The 18,270-nt window shown below is 70.1% G+C and carries 19 protein-coding genes; 10 read left to right on the top strand and 9 right to left on the bottom strand.

The annotated features are described in order from the left end of the window. The first annotated feature begins 260 nt into the window (after nucleotides 1-260). Both AB0383_RS45300 and ligD read left to right on the top strand, forming a co-directional pair. Entirely contained in the window at nucleotides 261-1,058 is a 798-nt protein-coding gene (locus tag AB0383_RS45300) for an oxygenase MpaB family protein (protein WP_366190603.1), read from the top strand. A gap of 41 nt (nucleotides 1,059-1,099) precedes the next feature. After that, nucleotides 1,100-2,059 carry a non-homologous end-joining DNA ligase gene (ligD, locus tag AB0383_RS45295; RefSeq protein ID WP_366190601.1) on the top strand — a complete coding sequence of 320 codons (960 nt, stop codon included), beginning with the start codon at nucleotides 1,100-1,102 and terminating at the stop codon, nucleotides 2,057-2,059. 22 nt (nucleotides 2,060-2,081) lie between these two features. Here the strand turns inward: ligD and AB0383_RS45290 are convergent, their stop codons facing one another. From AB0383_RS45290 to AB0383_RS45280, 3 genes are read right to left on the bottom strand one after another with little or no spacing between them, the layout of a single operon-like run. Further along, nucleotides 2,082-2,816: a class I SAM-dependent methyltransferase gene (locus tag AB0383_RS45290; protein ID WP_366190614.1), complete on the bottom strand. Its 735-nt coding sequence runs from the start codon at nucleotides 2,814-2,816 to the stop codon at nucleotides 2,082-2,084. Nucleotides 2,817-2,821: 5 nt separating this feature from the next. Continuing rightward, on the bottom strand, nucleotides 2,822-3,220 hold the full coding sequence (locus tag AB0383_RS45285) for a 6-carboxytetrahydropterin synthase (protein WP_354874893.1): 399 nt from the start codon (nucleotides 3,218-3,220) through the stop codon (nucleotides 2,822-2,824). A 27-nt stretch (nucleotides 3,221-3,247) separates the two neighbouring features. Continuing rightward, nucleotides 3,248-4,222 carry a zinc-binding alcohol dehydrogenase gene (locus tag AB0383_RS45280; RefSeq protein ID WP_366190598.1) on the bottom strand — a complete coding sequence of 325 codons (975 nt, stop codon included), beginning with the start codon at nucleotides 4,220-4,222 and terminating at the stop codon, nucleotides 3,248-3,250. 69 nt (nucleotides 4,223-4,291) lie between these two features. On the opposite strand from AB0383_RS45280, the gene AB0383_RS45275 reads away from it, so the two are divergent. The 3 genes from AB0383_RS45275 (at nucleotide 4,292) to AB0383_RS45265 (ending at nucleotide 6,354) form a co-directional block, all read left to right on the top strand. Further along, entirely contained in the window at nucleotides 4,292-5,089 is a 798-nt protein-coding gene (locus AB0383_RS45275; RefSeq protein WP_366190596.1) for a CDP-alcohol phosphatidyltransferase family protein, read from the top strand. Nucleotides 5,090-5,209: 120 nt separating this feature from the next. Further along, the gene (locus AB0383_RS45270; protein WP_366190612.1) at nucleotides 5,210-5,941 is read left to right on the top strand and encodes an LLM class F420-dependent oxidoreductase; all 732 of its coding nucleotides are present in this window, start codon (nucleotides 5,210-5,212) and stop codon (nucleotides 5,939-5,941) included. Nucleotides 5,942-5,952: 11 nt separating this feature from the next. Continuing rightward, a complete protein-coding gene (locus tag AB0383_RS45265; protein WP_366190594.1) occupies nucleotides 5,953-6,354 on the top strand; it encodes an SRPBCC family protein in 402 nt (133 codons plus the stop codon). Here AB0383_RS45265 and AB0383_RS45260 read toward each other — a convergent pair. After that, entirely contained in the window at nucleotides 6,340-9,054 is a 2,715-nt protein-coding gene (locus AB0383_RS45260; protein WP_366190592.1) for a BTAD domain-containing putative transcriptional regulator, read from the bottom strand. The two genes, AB0383_RS45265 and AB0383_RS45260, sit on opposite strands and share 15 nt — an antisense overlap. Nucleotides 9,055-9,237: 183 nt before the next feature. Here AB0383_RS45260 and AB0383_RS45255 point away from each other — a divergent pair, with 183 nt between their 5' ends. From AB0383_RS45255 to AB0383_RS45245, 3 genes are read left to right on the top strand one after another with little or no spacing between them, the layout of a single operon-like run. After that, nucleotides 9,238-10,161, top strand: a complete 924-nt coding sequence (locus AB0383_RS45255) for a hypothetical protein (RefSeq protein ID WP_366190590.1) — start codon at nucleotides 9,238-9,240, stop codon at nucleotides 10,159-10,161. 59 nt (nucleotides 10,162-10,220) lie between these two features. Next, complete coding sequence (locus AB0383_RS45250) at nucleotides 10,221-11,642, top strand: neutral zinc metallopeptidase (RefSeq protein WP_366190588.1); 1,422 nt, start codon at nucleotides 10,221-10,223, stop codon at nucleotides 11,640-11,642. After that, nucleotides 11,639-12,511: an SDR family NAD(P)-dependent oxidoreductase gene (locus AB0383_RS45245; protein WP_366190610.1), complete on the top strand. Its 873-nt coding sequence runs from the start codon at nucleotides 11,639-11,641 to the stop codon at nucleotides 12,509-12,511. Before AB0383_RS45250 ends, AB0383_RS45245 begins: the two co-directional genes overlap by 4 nt. 4 nt (nucleotides 12,512-12,515) lie before the next feature. Here the strand turns inward: AB0383_RS45245 and AB0383_RS45240 are convergent, their stop codons facing one another. Beyond that, nucleotides 12,516-13,085, bottom strand: coding sequence for a hypothetical protein (locus AB0383_RS45240; RefSeq protein WP_366190586.1), 570 nt, complete (start codon nucleotides 13,083-13,085; stop codon nucleotides 12,516-12,518). A gap of 80 nt (nucleotides 13,086-13,165) precedes the next feature. Between AB0383_RS45240 and AB0383_RS45235 the strand changes: the two genes are divergently transcribed. Further along, nucleotides 13,166-13,690 (top strand): PadR family transcriptional regulator, encoded by a 525-nt coding sequence (locus AB0383_RS45235; RefSeq protein ID WP_366190584.1) that lies wholly within the window; start codon nucleotides 13,166-13,168, stop codon nucleotides 13,688-13,690. 32 nt (nucleotides 13,691-13,722) lie between these two features. On the opposite strand, the gene AB0383_RS45230 is transcribed toward AB0383_RS45235, so the two are convergent. Then, a complete protein-coding gene (locus AB0383_RS45230) occupies nucleotides 13,723-14,349 on the bottom strand; it encodes a MerR family transcriptional regulator (protein ID WP_366190608.1) in 627 nt (208 codons plus the stop codon). A gap of 184 nt (nucleotides 14,350-14,533) precedes the next feature. Between AB0383_RS45230 and AB0383_RS45225 the strand changes: the two genes are divergently transcribed. Continuing rightward, nucleotides 14,534-15,523, top strand: a complete 990-nt coding sequence (locus AB0383_RS45225; protein ID WP_366190582.1) for a hypothetical protein — start codon at nucleotides 14,534-14,536, stop codon at nucleotides 15,521-15,523. Nucleotides 15,524-15,543: 20 nt separating this feature from the next. On the opposite strand, the gene AB0383_RS45220 is transcribed toward AB0383_RS45225, so the two are convergent. The 3 genes from AB0383_RS45220 to AB0383_RS45210 all read right to left on the bottom strand — a co-directional run bounded on the left by AB0383_RS45220 (nucleotide 15,544) and on the right by AB0383_RS45210 (nucleotide 18,175). Further along, on the bottom strand, nucleotides 15,544-16,416 hold the full coding sequence (locus tag AB0383_RS45220; RefSeq protein WP_366190580.1) for an SAM-dependent methyltransferase: 873 nt from the start codon (nucleotides 16,414-16,416) through the stop codon (nucleotides 15,544-15,546). 117 nt (nucleotides 16,417-16,533) lie between these two features. After that, the gene (locus tag AB0383_RS45215; RefSeq protein ID WP_366190578.1) at nucleotides 16,534-17,664 is read right to left on the bottom strand and encodes an LLM class flavin-dependent oxidoreductase; all 1,131 of its coding nucleotides are present in this window, start codon (nucleotides 17,662-17,664) and stop codon (nucleotides 16,534-16,536) included. A gap of 64 nt (nucleotides 17,665-17,728) precedes the next feature. After that, nucleotides 17,729-18,175, bottom strand: coding sequence for a MarR family transcriptional regulator (locus AB0383_RS45210; RefSeq protein ID WP_364182252.1), 447 nt, complete (start codon nucleotides 18,173-18,175; stop codon nucleotides 17,729-17,731). Nucleotides 18,176-18,270: the final 95 nt, after the last annotated feature.

Raw genomic sequence — 18,270 nt, 5'->3', positions numbered from 1 at the left:
TTGTGTTGACGGCCGGTGACGTGTTGTCAAGGCGGGAAAGCGTGCCTTGACAACACGTCGCCGGCCGCAAGGAGGCTTCGGATCGGGGTGCGGGGGCGGGTCTGGGTGCAGGTTGGGTTGCGTGGGTGGGCGGCGGTTGCGGGGGTGGACGGGGCCTGGGTGCAGGGTTCGCTGGGTGGCGGTGGGGAGGGTGGGCGCGGCTCGGGTGGCTCTTGACTCGGCGTAAACAGTGGCGTTTTCTTGATCCGACGGGAGGTGCCATGGGTGACGCGCTCAAGAAGGCCATGGTGGGAATCGGGCTGATGGCCGGCAGTGCCAACGTGATCATGCAGCTCGGGTGGGCCCCGGTGGGGTATGGGGTGATGGAGAGTGGCGTCGAGAGCGGGAATCTGTTCCGGCACCCGGTCAAACGCGCGCGCACCACGGGGACCTACCTGGCGGTGGCGACGTTCGGGACGGACGAGGAGCGCGAGGCGTACCGCGAGGCGGTCAACGGGTCTCACCGGTACGTGAAATCCACAAAGGACAGCGCCGTCGAGTACAACGCCTTCGATCCCGAGTTGCAGCTCTGGGTTGCCGCGTGTCTCTACAAGGGACTCGAGGACGTCCACGTGGCGTTCTTCGGTGGCGCCGCGCCCGAGGAGTTGTACGCGGAGGCCGCGGTGCTCGGCACGACGTTGCAGGTGCGGCCGGAGATGTGGCCCGAGGACCGCGAGGCGTTCGCGAAGTACTGGGCCGAGGGGCTCCAGCGCGTCACCATCGATGACCGCACCCGCGCGTACCTCGGGGACCTCGTCGATCTGCGGTTCCTGCCGTGGCCGTTGGCGCTGGTGTTCGGGCGGTTCCACCGGTTCGTGACGACCGGGTTCCTGCCCGCGTGTTTCCGCGAGCACATGCGGCTGTCGTGGACCGAACGCGATCAGCGCACATTCGAACGTCTCATGCGCGGTATCGGACACGTCGTGCGGCGCCTCCCGCGCAGCGTGCAGCGGTTCCCCTACAACGCGTACCTGCGCGACCTCCGCAAGCGCCGCCGCGAGGGCCGTCCGCTCGTGTGAAGCGGTTGACCGGCGCCCGCGTGGTGGGCGAAGGTAGGCCGATGAGCAGCGACGACGAACGCGAGGGTGTCAAACTGACCAATCTCGACCAGCCGCTGTTCGCCGACGCCGGCGCGACCAAACGCGATCTGCTCGACTACCTCGACGGCGTCTCGGAGCGGCTGCTGCCGGTGCTGCACGACCGGCCGCTGTCGGTCGTGCGCGTGCTGCGCGGGCAGGACGCGTTCATGCAGAAGAACCTGCCGAAGTACACGCCCGAGTGGGTGCCGCGCGTGAAGCTGTGGGCCGAGAGTTCGAAGCGGGAAGTTTCCTACGCGTTGTGCAACGATCGCCCCACGCTTCTGTGGTTCGGCAACCAGCGCGCGATCGAATACCACCCCACGTTGACGCTTTTCGAACACACCCAGGGCCCGACCCACCTGATCATGGACCTGGACCCGCCCGAGGGCGCGAAGTTCGGACTGGCCGTCGCGGGTGCGCGCCTGGTCCGCCAAGCCCTCACCGACGCAGGGCTGGCCGGCGCGTTGAAAACCAGCGGTTCCAAAGGCGTCCACGTCTTCGTGCCCCTCAAACCCGGCCAGGCCCACGAAGACGTCGCCGCCGCCACCCGCGCGATCGCCGCCCGCGCCGAACGCCTCGACCCGGAGCTCGCCACCACCGCGTTCATCCGCGAAGACCGCCACGGCAAGGTGTTCCTCGACTCCACCCGCGCCGGCGGCGCCACCGTGGTCGCCACCTACAGCCCGCGCGTGCGGCCCGGTCTGACCGTGTCGTTCCCGATCCCGTGGGCCGCGGCCGACGACGTGACCCCGCGCGACTTCACCGTCCACACGGCACTCGACAGCCTCGGCGACACCGACCCGTGGGCGACGGAAATGCCCGCACCGCAGGCACTTCCGGACGACCTCGTCGCCGAAGGCCACACCATCCCTATCGCCCGCGTCGCCGCGATGCACGAGGGCAAACGGCGAGCCAAAGCCCGCCGAGAAGCCGACAGCTGAGGCAGCCAGGCAGCTAAGCCAGCTAAGGCAGAGCCAGCAAATCCTCGTGCTCCACAACCACCGCGGCGAGCGCCCGGCGATACCCCGACAAATCCAACGACGGGTTCTCCTCCGCCGCCGCGGAAACCCAGCCCGAGAACCACGTCTCCATCAACGCCGCATCCCCGGCCTCCAGCCGCCACGGCGTCGCCACCCGCCGCACCGTGAACCCGCGCGCAGCGAACTCGGCCGCCGCGAACGCCACCGCCTCCGGCCCCAGCCGGTCCTCCCGGCGCTGGTGCGCGTTGAACGCCGCACCCACCGCCTCGTCGCGCGGGTCCGCCGGAGTGAGCGCGACCCGCCCGACCACCGACAACGTCAGCAACGCGGGCACCCGCGCTCCCGCACAAGCGTCGACCAACCGCCGGATCTCCTCGGCCGTGAACAGGTCCAGCAACGCCGACGCGGTCACCAACGAAGTGCCCGAGAGATCCGCCGCCGTCAGCCGTGTGACATCTCGAACCTCGCCTGTCGCATTCTGAACAGCCGCGACAGCCAGCCGCACCAGCTCCGGATCCTGGTCGTGCAAGATCCACCGCTGCGGCTGCGGCAACCGCTCCGTGAGCCAGCGGCTCATGGAACCGGTGCCACAGCCCAGATCACGGACCACGACCGGAGCAGGCAACGCGAGCGAGTCCACAAGGGACGCAGCACGCGCGACGGAATCAGCGCCTTCCCGCAGCCGCAACCATTCCGGCGCGTAGCCGGACGGATCCACCTCGGTCAAAGCGAACGCTCGTACCCGGCCGAAGCGACGTGCGACTCGTGCAGCGTCACCGAAATCCCCGAAAGCCCGTGTGCGCCTTCGCCGAGCTCCCCGGCGTGCACGGCGTCGGCCAGCCGGTCGGCGATCACCTTCGCCAGGTACTCCGTGGAAGTGTTGATGCCCTCGAACGCCGGGTCGTCGTCGAGGTTGCGGTAGTTGAGGTCGGCCAGTACGGACCCCAGCTTCTGCGTCGCGAGGCCGATGTCGACCACGATGTTGTCGGCGTCGAGGTCGGTGCGGCGGAACGTGGCGTCGACGACGAACGTGGCGCCGTGCAGCTTCTGCGCCGGGCCGAACACCTCACCGCGGAAGCTGTGGGCGACCATGATGTGGTCGCGGACGGTGACGCTGAACAAAGTTTTCTCCTTAGGAATCACAAGAACTTACGGATAAACGATCCGGTGCGCGAGCCCCGGCAGGTCCCCGCCGGCCAGGCGGGAGATCAGGTCCGGCAGATCTTCGAACGCGGTCTCGCCGGTCACGAGCACGTCGAACGACGGATCGGCCAGCAACCGCAGCGCCGTGGCCATGCGGTCACCGTAGGTGCGCCGCGCGGAGCGAGCGGGGGAGACCGTGCCCACCTGGCTGCTGCGGATCGTCAGCCGCCGCGAGTGGAAGTTCTCGCCCAGCGGCACGCTCACGCGCCGGTCGCCGTACCAGCTCAGGTCCACCACCGTCGCCTCGCGGCCCAGCAGCTCCAGCGACCGCGCGAGCCCGCCGTCGGTCGCGCTGGCGTGCACCACGAGGTCGAGATCGCCCTCGGCGTCCTCCGGCCGCACGTAGCGGATGCCGAACGCCGCCGCGACCTTCTCCCGAGCCGGATCGGTGTCCACGAGCTGGACGTCCACTCCGGGAAAGCGGGAAAGCAGCCCCGCGACGCTGCTGCCGACCATCCCGGCCCCCACCACGGCGATCCGGTCGCCGACCAGCGGCGCGGCGTCCCACAGCGCGTTCACGGCCGTCTCCACGGTGCCCGCGAGGATGGCCCGCGCGGCCGGCACGTCGTCCGGCACCACCGTGACCGCCGAGGCCGGCACCACGAACTCGGTCTGGTGTGGGAACAGACTGAACACCGTTTGCCCCACCAGCTCATCCGGCCCGGCTTCGACGCGCCCGACGTTCAGATAGCCATACTTCACCGGGAACGGGAAGTCGCCCTCCTGGAACGGCGCGCGCATCACCTCGCGCTGGTTCTCGGGCACGCCGCCGCGCAGTACCAAACTTTCGGTACCGCGGCTCATGCCGGAAAACAGGGTCCTGACCAGCACTTCGTCCGGTCCCGGCGCCGGAATCTCCGCCGCCCGGATCTCACCGGTTCCGGCGGATTTGAACCAGAAGGCCTGTCCCGTACGTGTCATGGTGGTCCTCCTCTGCCGCGAGATCGAGGCGATATGGCTGTCACCACCACTACACGATCACGTTCCACCGTGGGTTCACTCGTTCGGCAGCAGGCCGCGGGTGCCGGAGCCCAGGTGGCGCTGCTGGGCGTGCTCGCCCTGACCGTCGGCCTCGGTGCGGCCGGCTGGGCCGCGGGCCTGGCGTACACCGTCGGCCTGTGGGCCCTGCTCGCGGGCGCCGCGCGCAAAGCCGGAGCCCGGTCACTGGGCCCCGCCGACCACGTCACGCTCACGCGCGCCATCCTCATCGGCGGCGTCACGGCGCTGGTCGTAGACCACCTGAACGGGGGAGTGCCGCTCGCGGTGCTCGTGCCGCTGGCGTCCCTCGCACTGGCGCTGGACGCCGTCGACGGGCAGGTCGCGCGCCGCACTGGCACGTCCTCGGCGCTCGGCGCGCGGTTCGACATGGAGTCCGACGCGTTCCTCATCCTGGTGCTCAGCGTGCTGGCCGCGGAGACGTTCGGCTACTGGGTCCTCGCCATCGGCCTGATGCGTTACGCGTTCGTCGCGGCGTCCTGGACCCTGCCGTGGCTCAACGGCGCGCTGCCGCCCAGCCGGGCGCGCAAGGTCGTCGCCGCGCTGCAGGGTGTGCTGCTGGTGGCCGCAGGCTCGGGCCTGCTGCCGCACCCGGCGGGCCTGGCCGTCACGATGGCCGCCCTGATCTCACTCGTGTGGTCCTTCGGCCGCGACGTCCTGTGGCTGCACAGCGCGCACCGCGCCCACCGCGCCGCCGCTCGCCCGGCACCCCGAGTCCCCCACGCGACGTGCGTCGTCCGGCCCCGCTCGACCCTGCGTCGCCGGCGCCACCTGGCGACCCGCAACCCGTAGCCGAAGAGACGGGGATCACGCGCCCGGGTTGCCCGGTTTTCCCTCGTGCCAGGGCCTTGCGGGTACCCACCTCAGGGGCAGGTCCGGGGTGCCCCCTCGTGTCAGCGTTGATCACGAACGATCCCCGAGCACACTCACATTCCGGTCACCGATGGCCCGCGGCTCGTCGAGCTCGGCGCCGAGATGGACCCGACGTGGTTCCGCATGCCCGACCCGTTCGTCTCCCTCGGCGCGGTGGCCGCGGTGACGGAGCGGCTCAAGCTCATCCTCGCCGTGACGCTGCTGGTGCAGCGCGAACCGATCGTCTTCGCGAAGGAAGCCGCGACGCTCGACGAGCTGTCCGGCGGCCGCCTGATCGTCGGCGTCGGCGCGGGCAACGTGCTCGACGAGCTGCAGAACCACGGCGTCGCCCCGGCCGAGCGCGGCAAGGTCCTCGACGAGCGCATCGACGCCGTGAAGGCGATGTGGACGCAGGAAAAGGCCGAGTACCACGGTGAATACGTCGACTTCGACCCGATCTACAGCTGGCCCAAGCCCGTGCAACGGCCGCACCCGCCGATCTACATCGGCGGCTGGAGCAAGGCGGCCGCGCGCCGCACCGTCGAGCGCGGCGACGGCTGGCTCGCGCCGCCCCTGCCCGTCGACGCCATGCGCGCCTACACCGAAGACCTGCGCGAACGCGCGGGCCGCCCGGTGCCCGTCACCGTCACCTACACCCCGACCGACGCCGGCGTGATCCACGCCTACGAGGACCTCGGCGTCGAGCGCGTCGCCCTGATCCTGCCCACGCTCTCGCGCGACGAGTCGCTGGCGGAGCTGGACAAGCTGGCCGAGTTCGTCTCGAAGTACTGAAGGGACAGCCCATGACCACCGTGCAGCTGCGCAAGCGGATGACCGCCGATCCGGCCGTGGTGTGGGAGCGGATCGCGGACTTCCACAACGTCCACACCTGGTTCTCTGCCACCGAGTTCAGCGAACCGGCACCGGGTCTCATCGACACGCGCCGCGTGACCACCGAAACCGGTGCCGTCGCGTTCGAAGAGCTCATGGAGTCCTCCGCCGACACGCGCACGCTGCGCTGGCGCGTGCTCGGCGACAACGGGCCGATCCGCGACTACGTCGGCACGTTCGTCGTCCGCGCCGCCCCCGACGGTGGCGCCGTCCTGGAGTCCACCGGCACCTTCACCGCTCCCGACGCCGTGCGCCCGTACGTCGAGGCGACTTTCCAAGCGGCGCTGGACAACCTCGCGTCACTGCTCCGCTGACGCGAGCTTCGCCGCGATCCGCTCGACGTCGCCGGTGCGGCCGTGCGCCTGGAACAGCTCGCGCGCCCGGGCCCACTCGTCGCGGGCGGCGGCCAGGTCGCCGAGAGCGGCGTGGGTGTCGCCGAGGTTGGCGAGGATCACGGGCTCGTCGTAGGCGTCCTCGGTGTCGCGGGCGAGCGCGAGGGCGGCGGTGTAGTGCGCCAGCGCCTCCTCGCGCTCGCCCATCGCTGAGGCGATGTACCCCAGGCTGTCGAGCGTCACGGTCTCCGCGCGGTGGTGGTTGTGCTTGCGGCACAGCACGAGCGCCTGTTCGCAGTGCTCGCGGGCTTCGGCGAGGAACCCGAGCTGCGCGGAGTACCAGCCGAGGGTGTTCAACGCGTCGGCCTGGCGCAGGCCGTTGTCGGTGGCGCGGTAGTGCTTCAGCGCGACGGCGGTGTGGTGCAGGGCGCCGTCGAAGTCGCCGCTCTGCCCGAGCGCCCAGCCGAGCGCGCGGGCGGCGTCGGCGGCCAGATCCGCTTGCTGTGCAAGGGAAAGCGCTTCACGCAGGTGTCGGAGGGCGAGGTCGTGGGATCCGGTGCGCGTGTAGGCCGTGCCGAGGTACATCGCCGCGATGGCCTGCGGTTCGGGGTCGTCGAGGACGCGGGCGGCCGCGAGCCCGGCCTGCCACGCCGTGAGGTCTTCGACGAGCTGGCCGTGGATCACCTGGTAACCGCTGACGCTCCACGCGAGCCGCCACACGTCCTCGTGCGCGCCACGCCGCACCGCGGAATCCAGCGTCGCGCGGAGGCTGTGCTGTTCGTCGTCGAACCAGCGCGTCGCGGCGCGGCGGTCGGCCAGCGGGGGCGCGCTCGCCGCCGGGAGGTCGATCGACTGGCGTTCCGGCCGCAGCAACCGGTTCGCGTCGCCGGCCGTGTGAAGTAGGAAGTCGGTGAAGCGCCGCAGTGCTTCGACGCGTTCCATCGGGGTGACAAGCTCATCCGCGTACAGCCGCAGCAGGTCGTGCATCCGGTAGCGGCCGGGCAGGTGCTCCTGCAGCAGGTGCGCGTCGACGAGGCGGCGCAGCAACGCCCGGGGCCGCTCGAGAGCGGCCAGCGCGCCCGCGCCCGCGAGGCTCACGTCCGGTCCCGGCACTGCGCCGAGCAGCCGGAACACGCGCTGGGCGCCCGCGTCGAGGGCTTCGTAGGACCACGAGAACACCGCGCGGACGTTCGTGGCCAGGTCGCCGGCGTCCAGCGCGTCGAGCCGCGCCGAGGCGTCCGCGAGCTCGCGCGCCAGCACCTCCAGGCGGAAGCGCGGGTTCGCCCCGGCCCGGCTCGCGACAACGCTGATCGCCAGCGGCAGGCCGCCGCACCAGCGCACGAGGTCGTTGACGGCCGCGGGCTCCGCGGCCACGCGCTGGTCGCCGAGGCGGCGCGTGAGCAGCTCGCGCGCCTCACGTTCGGCCAGCTCGCCCAGGTCGAGCAGCTGCGCGCCGCGCACGCCGAGGCCGCCGAGCCGGTGCCGGCTGGTGATCATCACGGTGCACGTCTCGCTGCCCGGCAGCAGCGGTTCGACCTGCGCCGCGTCGCGCGCGTTGTCCAGCAGCACGAGCAGGCGCCGGCCCGCGACGAGGCTGCGGTACAGCGCGAAGCCGCCTTCGGGGTCGGCGGGCACGGCCGCGGGCGCGACGCCGAACGCGTCGAGGAAGTGGCGCACCACGGCCTCGGGGCGCAGCGGCGAACCGGCCGGGTCGAAGCCGCGGAGGTTCACGTACAGCTGGCCATCGGGGAACCGTGCGACGTTGCGGTGCGCCCACCGCAGGGCGAGCGACGTCTTGCCGATGCCGCCGGCGCCGCCGATCGCGGAGATCGCGACCGTACCCGAGCCGCCGGCCATCGCGGCGTCGAGCTCGCCCAGCTCCGCGTCGCGCCCGACGAACCACCGCGGTGGCGCGGGCAGCTGACGCGGCACGGGCGTCTCGCGCGGCGGGCTGAGCTCCGGGTCGGTGGTGAGGATGCGCTGGTGCAGCTCGCGCAGCGCGGGTCCGGGGTCGGCGCCGAACTCGTCGGCGAGCCGGCGGCGGATCCGGTCGTACTCCTCGAGCGCGCCCGCCTGCCGCCCGGCGCGGTAGCGGGCGAGCATCAGCTGGCCGGCGATGCGCTCGTCGAGCGGGAAAGCCGCGGCGCGCTGGGCCGTGTCGGCGAGCACGGCGTTGTGCTCGCCGAGTTGCAGCGCGAGGTCCGTGCGATCGAGCTGCGCGGACAAGCGTTCGGCGGCGAGCTTGTCGCGCACCGCGTCGGCCCACGGGGTGTCGAGGCCGGCGAAGGCGTCGTCGCGCCACAGGTCGAGGGCCTCGTCGAACAGCTCCGGCTCCCGTTGCGCGCGCGCCTGCGCGACGAGTGCACGGAACCGCAGCACGTCGACGCTCCCGGGCGGCGTGGTCAGCACGTAACCGCTCGGGCCGTGCTTGATCGCGACGCCCTCGGCCGTGGCGAGCGTGCGGCGCAGCCGGGAGAGGTAGCTGGCGAGCAGCCGGTGCGCGCGGTACGGCGGCTCGTCCGCCCACACGCGTTCGACGAGCCGTTCCGTGGACACGGGCCGGTTGGCGTCGGCGAGCAGCGCGGCCAGCACCCAGCGCTGCCGCGCGTGCCCGAGGTCGACGGGCTCGCCGGCGACGTGCGCCTCCACGGGGCCGAGCAAGCCGAACCGGACCTTGGTCATGGCCCATGCTTACCGCAACCGGGCCGGGGTGTGCGACCGGGAATCCGGCGTGACCTGCGAGTTCCCGATTCCTCAAAAAACTTTCGAACTCGCGTGAACCGAACACGACCCCGGCCCCGTGTCACGGGCAAGAGCGGCTCCGGACGGTCCAGGAGCCCCGGTCGAACCCCCTGGAGTTCCCCCATGTTTCGCAAGCACGCCCTGTTTTTCGCTGCCTTCGTGACGGCGGGCGCGGCCCTGCTGTCGGCCTGCGGCGGCCAGAATGACGGCACCCCGAGCGCGGCCCCGGCCGGCGCCGCGGTGAACGCCGGGGACGCCGGTGGCCTCGACCTGCTGAGCGGCACCGCCCGAAGCAACAACGCCGCTCGTGACACCGGCGACCTCGCCCCGGCCAGCGCGCCCGCGGACGTGCGCACCAAGTGGGTGTCGCTGCGAGCCGGCAAGGCGGGCAACCTGAACCCGGTCGTGATCAACGGCGCCGGGATGACGATCTACCGCTTCGACAACGACTCCCCGAAGCCGCCGAAGTCCACTTGCAACGCCGACTGCGAGAAGAAGTGGCCGCCGGTCAAGGTCACCAAGGGCACCAAGGTCTTCATCGCCGGCATCAAGAAGTCCGCGATCGGCGTCGTGAAGCGCGACGACGGCTCGCTGCAGCTGACGATCGGCAACTGGCCCGCCTACACGTTCTCCGGCGACAAGAACCCCGGCGACACCAACGGCGAGGGCGTCGGCGGCACCTGGTTCGGCATGAGCCCGACCGGTGGCAAGGTGCTCGACGGTTCGGCCTCCGGCACCACGACCCCGCCCTCGGACGACCCGACCCCGTCCGGCGACTCGAAGGCCGCCACCAGCACGATCCTGTTCGACGACGCGTTCTTCAGCGACAACGGCGCTTCGCAGGGCCTGTCCTTCGGTTCCGGTGACAACGCCTGCCAGAATCTGGCCCGCCCCGGCGTCACGTCTTCGCTGACCACCGACGGCACGCTCAAGCTGTGGACCGGCCCGAACTGCACCGGCAAGTCGACGGTCGTCGACAGCGACGTGAAGGACCTCTCCACGATCGGCTTCGACGACGCCATCCAGTCTGTCCACTTCGGCGCCTGATCTACTTCGAGCCGGTGCGGCCCCCTCGGTCGCACCGGCTCTTTTTCCTTGGAGGAGCTATGACTTCGCGGTTCACGTGGGTGGCGACGCTGGTCGCGGGCGCCGTGCTGCTGGCCGGGTGCACCACGGCCGTCCAGGGCAGCGCGGGCGTCGACCGGCCCGACCCGGCCAAGGTCGCCGGCCTCGCCATCACCGACGGTCCGAGCGGCCCGAAGGCCGGCGTCGCGGACACCGACCTGCCCGTCGCCAACACCGACGGCGGCGCGATCGACAAGCTCGCCGCCAACGCCGTCGCCGACGTGCAGCAGTACTGGACCGAGCAGCTGCCGGAGAACTTCGGCAAGGACTACAAATCCGTCGGCCAGCTCATTTCCTACGACTCGCGCGGCCAGGGCCTGAACCTCTGCGGCTCCAGCACCGCCGGCCTCGTGAACGCGTTCTACTGCCCCTCCGGCGACCTGGTCGCGTGGGACCGCGGCGAGCTCCTGCCCATGCTGAACGACTCCTTCGGCCCGATGTCCGTGGTCGCCGTCCTGGCGCACGAACTGGGTCACGCCGTCCAGACGCGCCTGGGCCTGAGCCCCAACACCCCGTCGATCGTGAAGGAACAGCAGGCCGACTGCTACGCGGGCACCTTCTTCCGCTGGGTCGCGGAAGGCAATTCGCCGCACTTCCAGGTGTCGACCGGCACGGGCCTCAACCAAATCATGGCGACGCTCTTCTTCATCCGCGATTCCGCCGGCTCCAGCTTCGACACCGCCGGCGCCCACGGCAGCGCGTTCGACCGCGTGTCCGCCTTCCAGTTCGGCTTCACCGACGGCCCGAAGCGCTGCGCCGCCATCGACAACGCCGAGGTCGTGAGCCGCACCAGCCAGCTGCCGTTCTCCTCCAAGGACCTCGACACGGGCGACGGCAAGGGCAACCTGGACGTCGTCGACCCGGCGAACCTGCAGGACCTGGAGTCCACCCTGCGCGCAGCTTTCCCCAAGGGCGCCCCCAAGCTCACCTCCGACCCCGAGCCCTGCTCGGACGCTCGCGTGACGAGCCCCGCCGCGTACTGCCCGTCGACCGACACCGTGTCCGTCGACCTGAACTCCCTGCGCCGCGTCGGCACCCCACCGGCACGCGGCACCTCCGGCGGCTTCGGCGACTTCGCCGCGTTCGCCGAGGTGGCCTCCCGGTACGCGTTGGCGGTCGAAAAGGCCTACGGGCTGCGCTTGGACACGGCTTCCACCGGCCAGCTCACGGCCTGCCTGACGGGCATGTGGGCGGGGACGTTGACGCCGGACAAGAAGGCTTCGCTGGAGCTTTCGCCGGGTGACCTGGACGAGGCCATCGCGGAGCTGTTGTCGCCGAAGAGCGTCATCGCTTCCGACCCTTCCGGTACGACGGTGCCCTCCGGTTTTGCCCGGGTGGAGGCCTTCCGCGACGGGTTCACTTCGCCGACTGTTGCCACGTGCACCAGTAAGTACGGCGGCTGAGTTCTTCTTCTCGCGACCCTCTCTCGCCGGGTTTTCGGCGGGGGAGGGCCGTTTTTATCGGTGCACGGATCCCGCCAAATCCACGGATCACGCCGAAGTTCGTTACCGGGCAATGGTTTCCGCCCGCTCCATGGTTCGACCATTCGGCAGCCCTTTCGACGGCTGCCCACGCTGAACCAAGGGAGTGCCATGGGCAAGACCGTCACCGGCGCGGGCTTCGGCTTCGGCGCGCTGATCGTGCGCGCGCCGGCCACACCGTCTACGCGGGCATCCGCGACCTCGCCGGCCGCAACGCCCCCGCGGCAGCCGCGCTGGCGACCTACGCGTCCTCCCGGTCGGTGGCCCTGTCCGCAGTGGAACTCGACGTCCGCTCACAGGATTCGGTGGACAGCGCCGTCGCCTCGATCCCCGAGCCGCTGGACGTCGTCGTCCACAACGCCGCCCACCTCGCCATGGGCCCGGCCGAAGCCTTCACCCCGGATGACATCGCGGAGGTCATGAACACCAACGTCTCCGGCCCCCAACGCGTCAACCGTGCCGTGCTGCCGCAGTTCCGCGAGCGCCGCCACGGCCTGGTGGTGTGGATCGGCTCCTCCAGCACCAAGGGCGGCACCCCGCCCTACCTCGCGCCATACTTCGCGGCCAAAGCGGCCATGGACGCGTTCGCCGTCTCCTACGCCGCCGAGCCCGCCCGCTTCGACATCGAGACCACGATCGTCGTCCCCGGCGTCTTCGCCCAAGGTGGCCATTCACATCCGAATCGCCATCGTCGCCTTGGCGGCAGCCGTCCTCGCGACCGGTTGTTCCGCGAGCACGCCGCCCTGGAGAACGGCACCTTCAGCAGCTTCTACCACCAGGAAATGCGCTGACAAGTCAGGCGGCCTGCTGCGCTCGGGCCCTGGACATCCGCGTGTAGCGCACGGTGAAGGCGACCGGCACGACGAAGCCGAGCACCTTGATCACGATCAACGCGACGGTGGCGTGCGGCGCGTAGTGCAGCAGCAACCCGCCGGCCAGCGCGGAAGCCGTGAAGCTCGCCGCCCACACCGTCGTGATGACGACGTTGATCCGGCGAAACAGCGGGTGGTCCCACACCTCGCGCGGGGCCATCGTGCGGGCGATGCCGAGTGTGAACGGCCGGCGGATCAGGACGGACCCCCACGCCGTGAGGGCCAGCCAGGCGTCGGACAGTGTGCCGACGTAGGTGTGCAGCGGCGAAGTCGGATCAGCGAACGAGTAGGCCGACAGCAGAGCGAAGAACCCCGTGGCGCTCAGCTCGATGATCAAGGTGTCCCAGGCCTTGCCACGGAGACGTTCGAGCAGCAACAGGCCGCCGGCGAGCAGCAGGCCGACGAGGCCGGAGTACCGCCAGTCGGCCTGCGTCGACACGATCGCAAAACCGATCCACGGGGCGAAGCTCTTGAGGTAGTTCACGGCGCACATCCTTCGACGTTCCACTTATGACATGTCGTAGCTAAAACGTTCTGACTAGACATGTCAAGAGTGGAGGGTAGACTGAGGTCATGAGTCTCCGACACGCTGCGCTCGGGTTGCTGGCCGATCAACCCGGCAGTGGCTATGACCTGCTGAAACGCTTCCAGACGGCGATGGCCAACGTGTGGTCGGCGACCCAGAGTCAGCTGTACGGCGAGCTCGCGAAGCTCGAGAAGACGGGGCTGATCAAGGTCACCGACGAGGGGCCGCGGGGTCGCAAGGAATACGAGATCACCGAGACCGGTCGTGCGGAGTTGAGGGACTGGCTGCTGTCGCCGCTCGCCGCGCCGCCGCGCAGTGAGATGTTGCTGCGCGTGTACTTCCTCGGCTCGCTCGACCCGGCCCAGGCGCGGGGTTACCTCGAGCAGGTCGGCGAGACGGCGGCGCGGCGCGGCGAGCACCTCGCGGCGCTGGAGACGTCGATCGACTGGGACGAGGACGATCCGTCCGTCTACGGCCGCCTCGCGCTCGAGTTCGGGAAGCGGTACTCCACGATGCAGCGCGAATGGGCCGAATGGGCTGCGGGCGAAGTCAAAGGCGCATTGAAGGAGTAGGGCCGGCCCACTCCGCGGAGGACAAAGGTTGCTCAGGCATGCGATGAGCCGTAGAGCCTCTTCGACTCGTTCTGCTGCCCGAGCTTGCGCAGGGCGCTGAACAATGCGTCGCCCAGCACAGTGCCGACCACGGCACTCTCCACTATGGACTCGGGTGTGGTCAGGTTCCGCAGGGTCGCCAGGTCGAGCCGGGCCGCTTGGGCGGCGAGGTCCGCGTAGCCGTCCAGGTCGTCGAGCAAGCTGCCGTGACCGATCGCGCGGAGCGTGCACAGCAGGCCGATGATCGTCTCCGTCGACTTGTCGTCGGGCTCGACGACCCAGCCCACCTGTTTCGCGGCTTGCTGCAGCATGGTCAAGGCCCACGTGCGGCTTTCCTCGTCGACCTCGCCCTTGGGGGTGATCAGGTTGGTGTGTGCGAGGTCGAGGACGTCGAGTGTCGGAGCCTGGGAGTCGAGCGCCTGCGCGACGTGGCGCACCTCCGCCACGGACAGGCCGCCGACATCGAGGAGTGCGCGGATCAGCTTGAGCCGTCGCACGTGCGTGCCGCTGTAGCGCGCCTGGTTCGGGCTGGTGTGCTCGCCGGGCGGCAGGAGGCCTTCGCGCAGGTAGTACCTGATCGTCGGAATGGCGACGCCGGACTCTTCGCTCAGTTCCGCCATGCGCACGCGGGCTTCTCCTTTTCCCGGACGAGGCCGACGCACGCGGGTGCGCGGACCAGCGGCTGCCCGTGGTTGCCCCGTCGTCTTCGATGACTGCCCCAATCTACCGCGAAGCTTGTCGGCCCAGTATCAATAGTATAGCTTCACGTTATCTATAGTTGCACTACTCATTTGGAAGGTCTCCATGAGCACGTTGTCCCCGCTGGCCCGGCGCGTCGAGGGCTGGCACCGGCCGATGTTGTCGGTCGCCGTCGTCATGGCGGCACTGGCCGTCGCGTCCGTGATCGGGCTTCTCGTGGACCACCGGGTCCTGCTCGGCGCGCCGATTTGGCTCAAGCCGTTCAAGTTCGCCGTGTCCAACGCGATCTACGCCCTCACGTGGGCGTGGCTGTTCTCGCTGCTGAAGAAGAACCGCGTGCTCGCCAATGGCACGACGAACGTGCTGGTGGCGGTGATCTACGTCGAGTACGCGCTGATCCTGGTCCAGGTCCTGCGCGGACGGCCCAGCCACTTCAACTTCTCCACGCCGGCCGACTCGATCATCTATTCCGTGATGGGTGTATCGATCGGCGTCCTGTGGACCGGCGCGCTGATCCTGACGATCCTCGTCCTCCGCGCGCCCATCGCCGACATCGCCGTCCGCTGGTCGCTGCGGCTGGGCGTCTTGATCTCCCTGGCGGGCATCAGCCTGGGTGCGCTCATGGTCACCCCCACGGCGACGCAGCTGGAGGCCATGCAGAGCGGCGCATTCGCCGGCATGATCGGTGCGCACAGCGTCGGCGTCGAAGACGGCGGCGCGACCATGCCCGTGACGGGCTGGAGTGCCACCGGTGGCGACCTCCGCATCCCGCACTTCGTCGGCATGCACGCGCTCCAGGCGCTGCCGATCGTCCTCGGTCTGCTGGTTCTCCTCGCACCGCGCGTGCCACGGCTGCGCTCCGCGGTCGTGCGGGCTCGCCTGGTCGTGGTCGCCGCGGCCGGCTACGCGGGCTTGGTCGGATTGGTGACCTGGCAAGCCGAACGCGGGCAGTCGATCATCCACCCCGACGTGCTCACGTTGGCGGCTTTGGGAGTGCTGGTCATCGGCGTCGTCGCGGGTGCCGCGGTGTCACTGGCGCGACCGGTGACCGTCCGAGAGGGAAGCGTCGAATACCGGCCGACGGCTCGGCTCTGACTCGGTGTCGTCGCGGGCGTTCAGGTCGTGGCCTTCTCGCCGAAGGTGAAGCGGGACTGAAGGATCGGCCCCGGAATCGACGGGTCCGGGCCTCGCCCGTACCGCCTGGTGAAGGTGTCCACCGGCGAGGTCGTGAGGGTCCAGCCGGCAGCGCGCAGAGCAGCGGGCGTATCGGGACGAGGGTCAGGATCGAAGAGGCTGCCCAGGTGCGACCCCGTCTCCGAAGTGCTGGTGTCGAAGAGCGTGTGGTCCCGGAGGGAGTCCTGGCCGGGGAGGGTTTCCAGGCCGACGCGGCTGCCGGGGGCCGAGAGGGTGTCGAGGGTGTCGATGAGGGAGGTCTCGGCCGGTGCGGGGAGGTAGAGGAGGAGGCCTTCGGCGATCCAGGTGGTGGGCACGGAGGGGTTGAAGCCCGCGGACAGCAGGACAGTGGGCCAGTCGTCGGCCAAGTCGGCGGTGAGGAGGTGGTGGGACGCGGGCGAAAGAGCGCCCAGGGAGCCCAGGATCTTCGATTTGAAGGTGAGGACGTCGTGGCGGTCGATCTCGTAGCAGGTCGCCGAAGGGGGCAGACCAAGGCGCAGCGCGCGGGTGTCCAGGCCGGCGCCGAGGATGGCGATTTGCGGGGTGTGCGGTGCGGAGTCCGCCAGGAAGTCGTCGAAGGTGCGGGCGCGGACGGCGAAGAAGCGGCCCAGGTGGCCCCAGAAGGGGTCCGCGTCGCCGAGGGGGACGTCCTCGATGCGGGTGGGCAGGGCGACGGGGGAGTTGGCCGAGCGGACGAAGTGCTCGGCGTACTCGTCGCGCAGCAGGCTGTGCGGGTGGTGGGTTTCGATGGCGCGCGCGGCGGCGACCATGAGGGCGGTGGAGCTGACGCCCGCCGCGAGATCTGAGTCCGACACCTGCTGGGCACCTTTCGGCCGTCGAGTCGGCGCTCACGGTACCGGCAAGCCCGCCCGAAACGGATGCCTCCATCGGGGTGATCGAAACCCGCGTCCTGCCTGGCGGGACAGGGAAAGTCAGCGGCCGTCGACGAGGGCGGCGGCGTCGGGGACCTGCTTGCCGGCGAAGGCGGGGCGGGCGCCGTACGGGTCGGCGTCTGTCCACAGTGTCGTGGGGGCTTCCTTGCGCACCACGGGGATCACCTCGGCGGCGAAGCGTTCCAGCATTTCGAGCTGCTGTTCGTGCGGGAGCATCGTGGGCAGGCTGAACGACTGGAGGTCGTGGCCGAAGGCGGCGTGGAAGTACAGGATCTTTTCGATGATCTGCTGCGGGCTGCCGACGAGCACGGGACCTTCGGCGATGGCGTGGTCGATGTCGCGGAAGACCATTTCGTTGCCGGGCGTGTGGTTGCCCGGCTTGTTGAAGAACTCGACCATCTTCTCGTACACCGGGCCGAAGTGCTCGCGAGCGTCCTGTGTGGAATCGGCCAGGTACAGGAAGCCCGCCCCGGCGCCGACGAAGGCGTAGCGGGGGTCGTGGTCGTGACGGTCGTACTCGGCGCGGTAGTGGTCGATGAGGATCTTGTAGTTGTCGCGCGGCTGGATGGCGTTGGCGCTGAACAGCGGGTCGCCCCACTTTCCGGCGAGTTCGGCGGACGTCAGGGTGGTCGCGGAGCCGTGCCAGACGCGGGGTGCGCCGGCGTACGCGCGGGGCAGGGTGGTCACGCCGTCGAGCGCGCCGCGGAACTTTCCTTCCCACGTCACGTTTTCCTCGCGCCACAGCCGGCGCAGCAGCTCGTACTTCTCCGCCAGCTGGTCCCATTGCTGCCCGGGCTCGACGCCGAACATCGGCAGCTGCCGGGCCTCGTTGCCCTTGCCGATCACGATCTCGACGCGGCCGCGCGAGAGCTGGTCGATCGTGGCGAAGTCCTCGGCAATGCGCACCGGGTCCGAAATGGACAGCACGGTGACGCCGGTCTGGATCCGGACGCGGCTCGTGGTCGCGGCGATCGCGCCCAGCAGCACGGTCACGCCGGCCGACAGGAACGGGCCCGCGTGCCGCTCGCCGAGCGCCACCGCGTCGAAGCCGATCTGCTCGGCGCGCTGCGCGGTGTTCAGCGCCTGCGCGTACCGGTCGGACGTGCTGACGATTCGCCCGGTGACCGGGTTCTGCAGGTGCGGCAGGATGTCGAGCAGCTGGAATCGCACGGACGTCTCCAAGCGTGGGCAGTTGAACGTTCAGCCAAAACGCTACGCCGCTCGACTTGAACCTTCAAGCAATCTCAAAACCGCACCGGACCCGGTCCAGCAGTCCGTCGAGGGTGTCCAGGTCGGTCTCGGAGAACGCGGAGAACGCGGCGCGCAAGTTGCGCGCGTGGACGGTCGCGGCCTGGTCGAGCACCTTGCGCCCCGCGTCGGTGATACCGGCGTAGGCGACGCGGCGGTCGGTCGGGCACGGGCGGCGCTCGACGTAGCCGGCCGCCTCGATGCGGTCGATCAGCCGCGTGATGCCGCCTGTGGTGAGTGCCACTTCGCCGGCGAGCGCGCTCATCGTCAGCTGCCCGCCGTCGGAGCGGGCGAGCCGGATCAGCACCTCGAACCACGTGTGCTGCAGCCCGGTCTCGGCCTGCATGGCGGGCCCGAGCCGGCGTTCCAGCTGGCTGCTGGCCTCGACCAGCCTGCCGAACGTCGTGATCAGGCGGTCGTCGATCGGGTCCATGTCCCGAGTGTACGCGGAGAAGGTTGACGCGTCAGCTATTGCACTGGAAGGCATCTTGTGGTTACCGTGTCAGTATCTGAACAGTCAGATATTGA

Origin of the sequence: Amycolatopsis sp. NPDC051373 (assembly GCF_040689465.1) — a bacterium.
GTDB lineage: Bacteria > Actinomycetota > Actinomycetes > Mycobacteriales > Pseudonocardiaceae > Amycolatopsis.
Note: the sequence above shows the minus strand (reverse complement) of the source record. Positions and strands in the feature narration are given on the sequence as shown.

What these genes read in the sequence shown, in the direction of transcription:
- AB0383_RS45255 (WP_366190590.1), top strand. Translation starts at nt 9,238, where the DNA reads ATGTTTCGCAAGCACGCCCTGTTTTTCGCTGCCTTCGTGACGGCGGGC.
- ligD (WP_366190601.1), top strand. Translation starts at nt 1,100, where the DNA reads ATGAGCAGCGACGACGAACGCGAGGGTGTCAAACTGACCAATCTCGAC.
- AB0383_RS45300 (WP_366190603.1), top strand. Translation starts at nt 261, where the DNA reads ATGGGTGACGCGCTCAAGAAGGCCATGGTGGGAATCGGGCTGATGGCC.
- AB0383_RS45235 (WP_366190584.1), top strand. Translation starts at nt 13,166, where the DNA reads ATGAGTCTCCGACACGCTGCGCTCGGGTTGCTGGCCGATCAACCCGGC.
- AB0383_RS45230 (WP_366190608.1), bottom strand. Translation starts at nt 14,349, where the DNA reads ATGGCGGAACTGAGCGAAGAGTCCGGCGTCGCCATTCCGACGATCAGG.
- AB0383_RS45280 (WP_366190598.1), bottom strand. Translation starts at nt 4,222, where the DNA reads ATGACACGTACGGGACAGGCCTTCTGGTTCAAATCCGCCGGAACCGGT.
- AB0383_RS45260 (WP_366190592.1), bottom strand. Translation starts at nt 9,054, where the DNA reads ATGACCAAGGTCCGGTTCGGCTTGCTCGGCCCCGTGGAGGCGCACGTC.
- AB0383_RS45250 (WP_366190588.1), top strand. Translation starts at nt 10,221, where the DNA reads ATGACTTCGCGGTTCACGTGGGTGGCGACGCTGGTCGCGGGCGCCGTG.
- AB0383_RS45225 (WP_366190582.1), top strand. Translation starts at nt 14,534, where the DNA reads ATGAGCACGTTGTCCCCGCTGGCCCGGCGCGTCGAGGGCTGGCACCGG.
- AB0383_RS45240 (WP_366190586.1), bottom strand. Translation starts at nt 13,085, where the DNA reads ATGTGCGCCGTGAACTACCTCAAGAGCTTCGCCCCGTGGATCGGTTTT.
- AB0383_RS45265 (WP_366190594.1), top strand. Translation starts at nt 5,953, where the DNA reads ATGACCACCGTGCAGCTGCGCAAGCGGATGACCGCCGATCCGGCCGTG.
- AB0383_RS45210 (WP_364182252.1), bottom strand. Translation starts at nt 18,175, where the DNA reads ATGGACCCGATCGACGACCGCCTGATCACGACGTTCGGCAGGCTGGTC.